At 68.2% G+C, this 11312-nt stretch carries 8 protein-coding genes and 2 pseudogenes; 2 read left to right on the top strand and 8 right to left on the bottom strand.

The window, feature by feature from the left end:
• Positions 1-145: 145 nt before the first annotated feature.
• The 8 genes and pseudogenes from ACZ6S5_RS34430 to ACZ6S5_RS34395 form a co-directional block, all read right to left on the bottom strand.
• A complete protein-coding gene (locus ACZ6S5_RS34430) occupies positions 146-1624 on the bottom strand; it encodes an alpha/beta fold hydrolase (RefSeq protein ID WP_466006472.1) in 1479 nt (492 codons plus the stop codon).
• Between the two features lie 919 nt (positions 1625-2543).
• Positions 2544-2683, bottom strand: a pseudogene (locus ACZ6S5_RS34425) (IS1380 family transposase); the annotation flags it as partial.
• A gap of 189 nt (positions 2684-2872) precedes the next feature.
• The gene (locus ACZ6S5_RS34420; protein WP_466006471.1) at positions 2873-3979 is read right to left on the bottom strand and encodes an oxidoreductase; all 1107 of its coding nucleotides are present in this window, start codon (positions 3977-3979) and stop codon (positions 2873-2875) included.
• A 56-nt stretch (positions 3980-4035) separates the two neighbouring features.
• Positions 4036-4416: a MerR family transcriptional regulator gene (locus ACZ6S5_RS34415; protein ID WP_466006470.1), complete on the bottom strand. Its 381-nt coding sequence runs from the start codon at positions 4414-4416 to the stop codon at positions 4036-4038.
• 45 nt (positions 4417-4461) lie between these two features.
• On the bottom strand, positions 4462-4779 hold the full coding sequence (locus tag ACZ6S5_RS34410; protein ID WP_466006469.1) for a hypothetical protein: 318 nt from the start codon (positions 4777-4779) through the stop codon (positions 4462-4464).
• A gap of 167 nt (positions 4780-4946) precedes the next feature.
• Positions 4947-6923, bottom strand: a complete 1977-nt coding sequence (locus tag ACZ6S5_RS34405) for a GTP-binding protein (protein ID WP_466006468.1) — start codon at positions 6921-6923, stop codon at positions 4947-4949.
• An 886-nt stretch (positions 6924-7809) separates the two neighbouring features.
• The gene (locus tag ACZ6S5_RS34400; protein WP_466006467.1) at positions 7810-8058 is read right to left on the bottom strand and encodes a hypothetical protein; all 249 of its coding nucleotides are present in this window, start codon (positions 8056-8058) and stop codon (positions 7810-7812) included.
• A 76-nt stretch (positions 8059-8134) separates the two neighbouring features.
• Positions 8135-9097 (bottom strand): LysR family transcriptional regulator, encoded by a 963-nt coding sequence (locus tag ACZ6S5_RS34395; RefSeq protein ID WP_466006466.1) that lies wholly within the window; start codon positions 9095-9097, stop codon positions 8135-8137.
• A gap of 228 nt (positions 9098-9325) precedes the next feature.
• On the opposite strand from ACZ6S5_RS34395, the gene ACZ6S5_RS34390 reads away from it, so the two are divergent.
• Positions 9326-10318, top strand: a complete 993-nt coding sequence (locus ACZ6S5_RS34390) for a DMT family transporter (protein ID WP_466006465.1) — start codon at positions 9326-9328, stop codon at positions 10316-10318.
• Between the two features lie 106 nt (positions 10319-10424).
• Positions 10425-11206: pseudogene (locus ACZ6S5_RS34385) on the top strand (transposase family protein).
• Positions 11207-11312 lie beyond the last annotated feature (106 nt).

Below are 11312 nucleotides of genomic sequence, written 5' to 3'. Positions count from 1 at the left end.
CCGCCCCACCAACCGGTGGGGAGTCGCTCGCCACACGGCGAGGACCCACAACGCTGCACCGGAAACCCGGTGAACGTCAGTGGACACCGCACTAGGCTCAGGTTCGGGTTGTCAGTTGGTCAGGGGCTGCCGATGGCCGACGATCTTACGGCCCGGTGGCGCTCGCCACCCCGCTCTCGTTGACGGTGAACTGCCCGCTAGAGGCGCCGTTGAAGGTTCCACTCTTGATCCATTCGATCAGTGCCGCCTTGAGCGTCGAGTGCGGACCGGCCCAGGGGGTGCCGGGCGTGCCGCCGTAGGGCGTGCCCGAGGTCGGGGTGCAGCGGTGTCCGGAGCAGCCTTCGAACAGCAGCGCGTGGCTCGCGCACGCTACCTTTACCAGCACCTTGTTTGTCACCGTGAGGTTGTCGTAAATGGTTTGTGCGTTCGTCACTGGCGCGGCCGAGGTGTCGTCAGTGCCGTGGACGACCAGCGCGGGTGTGGTCAGCGTCCCCGCGACGGTGGCGTTCCAGCCGTAGCTGGAGAAGACCGGACTGCGGGCGAGGCCGGTTGGATGCGCGGGGTCATCCCCTCCCCACTCACGGCCCACGGTCTCCTCCTCCATTATCTGCGCCCAGGCCTGCTCGGGACTGCCCGGGACGACGTGACCGGTGCAGACCGCGTCGCGCTCTTCCGGCATTTGCCAGGTGGAGGTAATACCCGTGGCGTCGGAGACTTGCAGCGGGAAGGTAGCGAAAGCCCCGCCGGGCGGCGGTGTCTCCTCGGTCGGTGTACCGAAGAAGGACGACAGGAACACGACGCGGTTGACTTTCGCGATGTACTGGTCGGTGTGGGGAAGGAGCGGGTTCGGGTTGGCCGCGTACAGCGTCCGGGCGGCGAACATCCCGCCGGCCGAGTAGCCCAGCAGGGTGACCTTGCCGTCCGAGGGCTGCGCCCGCGCGATGGCGTCGTCGATGACCTGACGGATGTCACGAACGAAGACGTCGACACGGGCGAACCGGAAGTTGCTGGAGTGCGCCCGCCGCTGTCCGCCGAGCGGATTGGTCAACAGCATCGTCCCCTGCTGATCGAGGACCCAGACGGCGGGGATATGAGTGCGGTCGCACCCCTCGGGGTACGAGCAGGTGCCGTCGTGGTTGTAGGCGCGCAGGCTCGCGTTGCCCGGATCGTTCAAGCCGTGGTCGAAGCGCGTCGAGCCGCCGTAGCCGAGCAGGTTGGGGACGAAGGTGTCGATTCCCGCCTGGGCGAGCGCCTTCTGCAGGCTGAGCTCGCCACCCTCGGGGGCGGGCTGGCGCAGGTCGAATACGGCCGGGCCGTAGGCGGTGCGGCCGTCGATCAGCACCGCGGCCCGGTTGGGCACCGAGTGACACTTGCCGTTGGCGTAGACGGGCTGGACGCGATGCACCTGCAGTTCGGCCGGGAGCCCGTCGAACTGCGGGTCGGGCATCAGCCCGGCGGGGACGGTGAAGGGCAGAAAGTAGTCGCTGACCTGCACGCCGGTCGGCGCCTTGTCGCAGCCGGCGGCCGACGACGCGGAGGGCGGCTGAGTGAGTACGGCAGCGAGCGCGGTTACTGCGACGACCGTGAATGCCGCCCGTCTCAGCGCACGTCTTGACTTGGACATGAGGGCCTCCTCACTTGGGTTTGGCTACGCGCGGTGCGCGTGGTGGTGACACCCGGCTACGCCTGCCGAGTCGCGCCGAGAGTGGGGCGCGGGCGCGCCAGAGCAGGATGAAAAGGGGGCCGCGGCGGCGGCCGGCGATGCGGGAACTCAACATCGGATGCGTTGCCTGGGATGTGGCGTCTGCGTTGGGTATGAAATGGTGCCTGTTCCGCAAACCGGGTCACGGTACGCGAGTGGCATCTATGTCAATGCGATCCGCTGGTTGTGTATCCCAGGGAAGGTGCTGTGTCGACTAGAGCTGCGGAAGCGGGTAGATGTAGATCGTTGTGAGCGATCGTGTTTCTACTCGTCGGGTGCTTTTCCCGGTCCACCTGCGGTTTTGTCGACTCTGAAGACGTCACTGATGGTGCTCGCGTCGCGATGACAAGTCAACGCCTGCACTTTTCACCAACTGGCTGACAGGGTGGCAGCGGCCAACTGCTACATTCGCGGCGAAAAACGAGAAGGCCTTGATTTTATGGCCATCTGTAGCTTCTGGCCCTCATGAGCCAAAATATGCGGAGATTGCCCACCGAATCCCCATGATGGGATGCGAGCGGCCACCGTGCTCGGAGATCCTGTCACGCTTCCACCCATGTGTCCATCGTGAAGGCCCCCACCTTCGCTGAGAACCGACATCGCGCCACGGCGTCGACCGGTAGTGTCAAAGTTAACGGCTGATCTTGGTCAAGCATCTGTGAGGCTCGTGCTGGTGGTCCTGGGTGGACTGCTGCCAGGATCGGTGCCGGTGATCGGGCTGACTCATCAAGCCCACGGAGGGATCAGACGCCGGCCTATTTTTGGCGGGCTGATCAACGAGTACGAACGGGCCGCATAAATGACCAGCTCAGGACACATGACTAGATTTTGGAAAATCCACAGGCAGGTGCAGCAGGCCGATCAGTTCGGCGACGGCGGCGCCGTCGCGCACACCACCGGCGGCGTCGGTCGCCGGCGACAGGCCGAGGCGGGCGGGCCGATGAGGGCGGCGCGTTCGGTCTCACCGATCGACCAGCCCAGCGGCATCGGTCAGGCTCTGACCGATGCCCGACCCAACCCGAAGCATCGTGCCGCCGTGCCCATGGTCTGCGCCATCCTGGAGGGCAGCGATTCCGGGGCCGGATCTGTACCGGGCGCACTCGTCCGAATCTGGTGCGGCAGATCGCCAGCGCGTCCTCGATGAACACGGTGACGAGTTGAGCTGGTGGCTCATTGGTAAGTGTCCTCGTGGGACTTGCGGTAGTCGACTATGGCGTCGAGCTGTCCCGCAGCGGCGTGGCTGACCCAGGCAGGGTTGCCAAGCAGGATCCGGCCGAGCGCGACGAGGTCGAACTCGCCGGCCGCCAGCCGCTCGACGAGGCCGGCGACCGACTCGGGGCCACCGGGCCGCAGGAAGTCGCGGGTCAGGCCGACCGAGCCCACCGTGATCGTCGGCAGGCCGGTGAGCCGCTTGGCCCAGCCGGCGAGGTTCAGTCCGGAGCCGGAGAACGCCGGCTGCCAGAACCGCCGCTGGGATGCGTGCAGCGCGCTCGCGCCAGCCTCGGCGAATGCGGTCAGGATCGCTTCCAGCTCGGCGGGGGTCTCCGCGATTCGGGCGTCGAACCGCCGCTCCTTGAACTGCGAGAACCGCACGATCACCGGCCGGTCCGCAGGGAACTGCGCGCGGACGGCGTGCACGACCGCAGCAGGGAATGCCGCCCGCCGCGCCGGCGACCCGCCGAACGCGTCGGTGCGCCGGTTGGTGAACGGCCACAGGAACTCGTCCAGCAGGTAGCCGTGCGCGGCGTGGATCTCGATCGCGTCGAACCCGGCCCTGGCCGCCACCCGGGCCGCCTCGGCGTACGACTCCAGCAGCTCGTCGATGTCGGCGACGGTCATTGCGTGGCTCGCCGGCCCGCCCGGCTCCCGCACCCCCGACGGCGTCCACGCCGCCAGCCCGTCGACCGGCTCGCGCAGGCTACCCAGATGCCACAGCTGCGCGGCAATCCGGCCGCCCACGGCGTGCACCTCGTCGACCACATGCCGCCAGCTTGCCTCGGCGGCACCCGCGGTCATCCGAGGCACCGTGTCCTCGTGGCCCGCAGTGGAATGGTCGATCCAGACCCCTTCAGTGACGATGAGGCCGACGCCGTGCTCGGCGCGGCGGCGGTAGTAGGCGGCCACCTCAGGTGCCGGCACCCCGCCGGGCGAGTGGAACCGCGTCATCGGCGCCATGACGAACCGGGAGGCCAACGGCAGACCGGCGAACGTGACCGGCTCCAACAGCGGCGCCATCGGCAGCTTGACGTCCGGGCGAGAGGTGAGGATCCCTGTCATGCCCTCACGGTAGAAGTTGACACCGGTGTCAGGGGCAAGCCGCGGCGCCGCCGGATTCAGACCGCGGCAGGTGAAGCGGGTCCGCCGGCCGGCTCGTCGACCGTCAGTTCGTCGACGATGCGGTCCAGCGCCGAGACCGTACCGGCGAGCCGGGTCATCTCCGCCACGGTGCGCTCGCGCTCCTCACGAAGCCGGTCGGTCAGCCACGACGTGCGGATGTCGGGGTTCGTCATGCAGGGCAGCAGCTCATACATGCGCTTGCTGCTCAGGCCCGCGTCGAACAGCCGCTGAATCAGCCGGACCCGCTCGACCGCCGCCTCCGCGAAGATCCGCTGGCCGCTCGCCGTGCGCATCGACACGACCAGTCCCTGCTCTTCGTAGTACCGGATCGACCGGGCGCTCACCCCGGTGCGAGCCGCAAGCTCGCCAATCCGCATCGCGTCCCTTCCGCCTACACCCGTCGCTTCGACACCGATTCGAATCTATGCCGTCACCCCCGTCGCCGTCGCCGTCGCCGGAGTCCGCGTACCGACGTCCGCGGCGTGGCGAGCCGGCTCTGGATCCATGCGCCCACCGACCAGGCGAGCGCCCCGACGGTCAGCACCGAGCCGGCCGCGGTCGGCGAGAAGTGGCGTTTCTCGGGAGAGCATCAGCGGGATCACCACCTCCGCTCCGGCGAACGCCGCCGAGGCGAGACCCCGCAGGCCGATCACGGTGGGCAGCCCCCGCGCGGCCCGCAGGAAGCCGGCCGGCAGCAGCTGCGGAACGCAGACCAGCAGCCCGACCAGCGCCGCCCCCACCAGGCCGACGGCGAGCGCGCCGCGCTGCTGCCCCCCGTGGTGCAGCAGTGCGGCGCTCGCCCCCGCCCCGCAGGCCCAGCCGATCCGGGCCAGCGCGCCGGCCGGCGTCGGACGCCGACCAGGCCGGTGGGGACGTTTCCGGCCTCGGCGGCACGTCCGAATCGTCGCTACGCCCGGATCGCGCTGTGGAGCAGGTACTCCTTGCGGTCGAGCCGGTTGTGGTCGGTGCGGCGCCGAAGTGGCACCGACCCGCGTACCTGCCGGTAGTGGTCGAAGGCACTCTCCACCACGCCTTCACCGCGGGTGAGCGACGGAAGCTGTTGCTGCAGCTCGTGCACCTTGGTCGCGGGGATCTCTCCGTCCAGCTCGCAGACGGCACCTCGGGCGGTGGATGCGACGGGGACGCCGCCGAGCCGGGCCAGAGCGGGCATGATCGCCCCGAGGGTGTCGGTGGGCGCTTCGATGCGTACGCGGTGAATGGGCTCGTGGACGGTGGTGGCCGCCCGCTCCAGCGCCGCCATCAGCACCAGTGGGGTGAGGCTGCGGAAGTCGCTGGCGGAGCTCGACCATTTGCTCCACCCATAGGGTGGCGGCGGGGTGTACTGGGAGTGTGTGAGGGTGACCGTGCAATCGGTGACGTGCCAGCCGTGCAAGCCCTGGCGCAGCGTGCCGCGCACGCTGTCCTCCACTGCCTTGATGAACGCGATGGGCAGGGACCCGAGCTCGATGGCCAGACGGAATCGCACCCCGGAGCCGACCGGGCCCGGTTCGACGCGCAGGCCGACCGTGGCGCGGAACGGGTTGCCGTGCTCGCCCATGCGCTCGACGGCGGTGCCGACGCCGACTGGGTGTTCGATGTAGATGGTGGTCGTCTGCTCGAAGGCCACCGGGATGCCGTATTCGTCGGCCAGGGTGGCCTGGACGACCTCCTTCTGCACCTCGCCGTATAGGGACACCGCGATCTGCTCGCCGGTGTCGTCCTGGCGCAGGCGGATGAGCGGGTCCTGCTCGGCGAGCTGGGTCAGCGCTGCGAACAGCGCGCCGCGGTCGGCGGGCCGGCATGGCACCACCACGGCTTCCAGCGTTGGCGGCGCGAAGTGATGGCCGCCGGTGCCCTCGGGCGAACGTACGCCGATGGTGTCGCCGATGCGCACGTCCTTCAGGCCGGTGATCTTGGCGATCTGCCCGGCTGTGGCGGTCTGGCTGGGGACGGCGGTCCCGCGGTCGAACACGCTGATCGCGGTAACCGTCCCCGTTCCGGCCTGCCCGACGGGAACGCGCTGGCGAAGATGGAGGGTTCCGGCGCGTAGGCGCACATAGGCGACCTTCTCCCCGGCCGCGCCGCGTTCCACCTTGAACACCGAGCCTGACGCCGACGCGTGGGAATCGCCTTGCGCGGCGGGCAGTAGCCGCGTGATCCCGCCGATCAGCTCGTCGATGCCGGCTCCGGTGATCGCTGAGCCGAAGTACACCGGATGAACGAGCGCAAGCCGCGTTTGCTCGGCCAGCGCGCGGCTCAGCCTCTGCGGTGGCACGCCGTGTTCGTCGTTGAGGTACGCCGCAAGCAGCGCGTCGTCGTGCTCCGCGAGCAGTTCCAGCAGCCGCGTCGTGGAGCGGGTGTCGTCGGACGGGTAGGTCGCGAATGCTGCATCCCGGCTGCCGAGCCCGCTCACGGTGCCCATCGGCGCGATCGCGGGGGCCAGTCGCTGGCCGAGGTCGGCCAGCAGGCGGCCGTAGCACGCCCCGACTCGGTCGATCTTGTTGACGAAGAGCAGCGTGGGAATGCGCAGCCGCTGCAGCGCTCGCATCAGCACGCGGGTCTGCGCTTGCACACCCTCCACCGCGGACACCACGAGGATGGCGCCGTCGAGGACGCCGAGCACCCGTTCCACCTCCGCGATGAAGTCGGGGTGCCCTGGGGTGTCGATCAGGTTGACGGTGACGCCAGCGACGGCGAACGACACCACGGCCGATCTTATCGTGATGCCTCGCCGCCGTTCGAGGGCGAGAGTGTCGGTGCGTGTGGTGCCCTCGTCGACGCTGCCGAGTTCGTCGGTCACGCCGACGGTGTACAGAAGCCGCTCGGTCAGGCTGGTCTTGCCGGCATCGACGTGCGCGAGGATTCCGAGGTTGAGGGTTCTCATGAACTACCGTGTCCTCAATCGCTGGTAGGCGGTGAGCGTGCCCGAGCGAGCGCGGGTAGCGCCCACGTCGCGCCTGCTCACAGGTCAGATCCGGAACTCGATCCGGCGGACGCCGCGGCGACGACCTGCCCGCGACCAGGGCCCCGGCCAATGCGGTCCGATGGCTGATCACGGGTCGCGGCTCGCGTCGCCGCCGGGCATGGAACTCACTGCAGGGCGCTGCGCGGCGCCTCATCGACGCGATGACCGCGCACGTCGTGAGGAAAAGCCGCCGGGGCGCATTGTTCTTCCGGCTCGGTTCGGTCGGGCAGGGTCAGGTTGTGCCGGACGGATCGGGCGGGGGTCCAGGCCTGGGGTGCGGCATGGCGTCCGGGTCGGCCTCGCGGGCGGGGGGCCCGGCCGTGCCGGCAGCCGCGCTTGCGGTGTCATGACATGAGTTCACGGCATCGGCACCGGAGCCGGAATCGATGTAGCCCTCGGCTTAATGATCGGCTGGCCTGAGCGTCGAAGACATGGCCGTCATCCGTTTCGCGAGCGATCTCACCCCTGCACGAATCGGTCCTGAGCCTGCGGGTCCAGCGCGAGCCCGGCCTGTCGGCGCTGCTCCTGCCCTGGCACCGATCCGTCCTCGCCCGGCTCGGCCCCCACACCGACCTGCGGCAGGCGTGGTGGGGCCGAGCCTGAAACCAGTCGTCGTGGTTCCGCCAGCTGTGGCGGTGCTCGTAGCACAGCACTCGCCGCGCCTTGGCGCGGCGTATTTGCGGTCAGCGCCAGCCGGATCATGGCGGGCGGCGGTAAGCCGTGCCGTCTGGTGGTGGCGTACACGGGTTCCCGGGCTTTGGATGCGTAATGGAATTTAGCTCCGACCTCGTCGAGGTTTGCACAGTCAGGCGTCCGCCACGATCCGGTCCAGGGTGCGCCGGCCCATCCGGCTCACCGCCGGATTGCTGTCCATGTAGTACCAGACCGCGCCCATCGCCTGCTGGAACGCCCACGCCTTATCGCGTTCCCACTCGACGTCGCCGCATCCGAGCGCCTCGCGCAAAACCGGCCGCGACCCAGCTTCGAGCAGATGCCAGGCACTGACGAGGTCGAGCGCCCGGTCGGCCGGTCCCAGCCCGCCGGCGTCGAGCACCCCGGCCGCTTCCCGCGGGCGCGAGCCCGGTCGCGGCACATCTGGTCGAAGGCCTCCGGGTTGCGGCCCCGCCGCATCAGCCGCCTGCTGGTGTCGTCGATCGCGGCCGGAGTGCACGAAGCGGCGATACTGGCGAGGGAGCCAGCGAGCGGATCTCGGCAAGCCGGGTGAGAATGGCGAGCGTTGCGGCGATCGCCGGCTGCGACTCGCTGCCTGCGCGGACCAGGGCTTCTATCGTGCGCCCTGGGTCCGGTAGAGGGAGGACCGCTGTGCCAGGGGGCGGGTCGTCGCAGAGCAGGCCGGGCAGAACGGTTGCGGCCTGGCCAGCTGCGACGAGGGACAGTGCTGTGCGAAGGTCATCGCAGTTGTGGTCGATGCGCGGGGTGAATCCGGCATTGCGGCAGGCATGCAGCAGCATTTCGCGGCAACTGCTGGGTTCCGAGGCCGAGATCCAGGCGTGGTCGCGCAGGAACCCCAGCCCGTTGCTGCTGACGGCCTCCCGCAACGGCTCCGGTATGGCCAGCATGAGCGGGTCGTGAAATAGCCCGATGACGGCTGTCCCTGTCGGGGGCGGGGTGCCGAGCAGGTGGTAGCGGTAGGACACCGAGATGTCCAGGCTGTGCCGCTTGAGCATGAGGACGGCGTCCTCCGGCTCAGCCTGGGTGATCCTGGGCCGTAGCCGGGGATGGAGCGCGGCCAGTTCCGCGACCAGGGGGGCGGCCACGGACTTCAGTGTGCTGGGCGCACATCCGATGCGCAGGTCACCGCTGAGGTTGTCGTCCAGGGCACGTACTGCGCTTTCGGCCCGTTCCAGCGCAGCGAGCACGTGTTCGCACTCCGCGGCGAGGGCGATGCCGGCGGCCGTCAGGCGCACACCCCTGCCGTCCCGATACACCAGGGTCGCGTCGGCTTCGGCCTCCAGCGCTCGAAGCTGCTGTGATACGGCCGACGGCGTGACCCTGTGCAGATCCGCGACGATGCTTACCTTCCCGTGTTCAGCCAGGTCACGCAGCATCACCAGCCGCTTCACATCAAACATAAGTTCATCTTAATGGGATGCGTAGAAAACATAGCTTGACTTCACTATTTGTAAGAAGCCATCCTCGCCCCATGACGAACACACCAATCGAGGCCACCCCCGTAGGGCGTCGGTGGCGGGCGGCCCGGTGCGAACGCGCGCACGACCTCACCTGCTGGCGCAGCACGCGTCCGCGCAACCAACGTCCACGACCGACCGTCACGACGGCCACCCGGAAGAGCTGACCTCGTGCGCGCCGCCCACCTCAAGATGACCATCGCAACCATCCTGCTCGGCTCCTACCTCGTCGCCAGCAAACAGATCCTGCGTGAGGTCCCGGTCTTCACGGCTACTTTCGTACGGCTGGCGAGTGCTGTTCTCGTCCTGGCCATCTACGTGGCGCTGAGGCCCCCGGGCACGGTGCGCCCGGGACGAAGGGACAGCGCCGTGCTCCTCACGCAGGCCCTGCTCGGCGTCTTCCTGTTCAGCGTGTTCGCCATGTACGGGGTGAGGCTAACCGGCGCCATCGAAGCCGGCGTCATCCTGGGTATGGTGCCGATCTCCATCAGCGTCGTCGCCCTGCTGCTGCTCGGAGAATCGATCTCCGCACGCCGAGGAGGGGGTATCTCCCTCGCAGTACTGGGCGCCTTGAGCATCAACGTGATAAGTGCCCGCGCCTCGGGTGGTTCGGCGGGTTCCCATTTCGTACTCGGTGCCCTGCTGTTGGTCTGCGCGGTTGTGTGCGAGGCCGTCTTCATGACCTTCGGCAAACTCCTGACCAGGCCCATTCCTCCAGCCGCACTGTCTCTCATCCTGTCGGCAGTCGGCGCTCTAATGTTCGCCGTGCCGACCGCGATCGAGTTCGACTGGGCCACGATCACCGAGATCTCCGGGCAGGCGTGGGCATTGATGATCTATACCGGGGTGGCCGTCAATGGCGTGGCTGTGGTCCTCATGTACGACAGCCTCGACACCGTCGACACCGCGGTCGCGGCCGCCTTCACAGCAATGACGCCGGTAAGCGGGGCGATCCTCTCCGTGTTGTTTCTGGGCGAGAGGCTCCATCCTTATCACCTGACGGGCATGGCGCTCGTCGTCATCGGTGTCTTCATAGTCGCCAAAGACAGCTCCGATCGCCGCGAACAGCCCGTCCGGAGCCGCGGCGGCGTCTCCTTGCAGCAGGGCGTCGCCGGTCCACAGGGCCTCCAACCGCAAGGACAACCTACGAGCCTTTCATCGTGACGGTGCAGGTCACGGCCAAGTGGAGATCCCATGTGTCGACATAGGACGAGGCTTCCGGTGAGACAGCAATCGACCAAGATCAGATGCCCCAACCGGGAGCCTCGCTGTGCTGTCTTACCTTGCCGCGATTCCGTTGTCCGCCCGCAGCCTGAACCACCTCGCGGGTCTCATCCGCCGCCACCGTGACAGCGCAGATCCCGATGGCGGCGCCTTGATCCCGGCCGGCAGGCACTGCTCGCGCTCGCCCACCTGCGCAACGGTGACACCCTGACCCGCCTGGCCTGCGGATTCGAGATCGGTTTCACGACGGCTTGGCGGTACGTCCGGGAAGCTGTCGACCTGCTTGCCGCCACCGCAGACGACCTGAACGCCGCGATGGACCGGATCCGCCGGCTGGCCTACGCGATCCTCGACGGAACTCTGATCCCGATCGACCGAGTTGCCAACCAGAAGCCCTACTACTCGGGAAAACACCGCCGTCGCGGCCTGAACGTACAGGTCGTCGCCGACCCGGCAGGCCGGCTGGTCTGGGCCTCAGCTGCCCTGCCCGGCTCGATCCATGACCTGACCGCGGCCCGCGCTTACGGCATCATCGACGCCCTGAACAGCGCCAACGTGATGACCTTTGCCGATAAGGCATACCAAGGCGCCCACGGCAGCATCCGCACACCGTTCAAACGCCACCGCTACCGGCCGAAACTGCCGCGCTGGCAGAAGAAGGTCAACCGCGCTCACGCCCGGATCCGGGCCATCGGTGAACGCGCCAACGCCACCCTCAAGACCTGGAAAGTTCGGACGAAACTGCGCTGTTGCCCACACCGCGCCACCGCGATCCTGCAGGCGATCCTGGTTCTGCACCACGTCCAGAGCCCGGCCTACACAGGATAAAAGGGATCGTTGTTACACGGACGGGTCCCAGGCTACGAGCTGATCGAAGATACGACGGTCGCCTTCGAACTTCAGGGAATCCAACGGTATGCGGCCGTAGAAGAAC

Source organism: Micromonospora sp. NPDC051924, assembly GCF_055586005.1.
This window is presented reverse-complemented; position numbering and strand designations above follow the sequence as displayed.

What these genes read in the sequence shown, in the direction of transcription:
- ACZ6S5_RS34430 (WP_466006472.1), bottom strand. Translation starts at nt 1,624, where the DNA reads ATGTCCAAGTCAAGACGTGCGCTGAGACGGGCGGCATTCACGGTCGTC.
- ACZ6S5_RS34420 (WP_466006471.1), bottom strand. Translation starts at nt 3,979, where the DNA reads ATGACAGGGATCCTCACCTCTCGCCCGGACGTCAAGCTGCCGATGGCG.
- ACZ6S5_RS34415 (WP_466006470.1), bottom strand. Translation starts at nt 4,416, where the DNA reads ATGCGGATTGGCGAGCTTGCGGCTCGCACCGGGGTGAGCGCCCGGTCG.
- ACZ6S5_RS34405 (WP_466006468.1), bottom strand. Translation starts at nt 6,923, where the DNA reads ATGAGAACCCTCAACCTCGGAATCCTCGCGCACGTCGATGCCGGCAAG.
- ACZ6S5_RS34395 (WP_466006466.1), bottom strand. Translation starts at nt 9,097, where the DNA reads ATGTTTGATGTGAAGCGGCTGGTGATGCTGCGTGACCTGGCTGAACAC.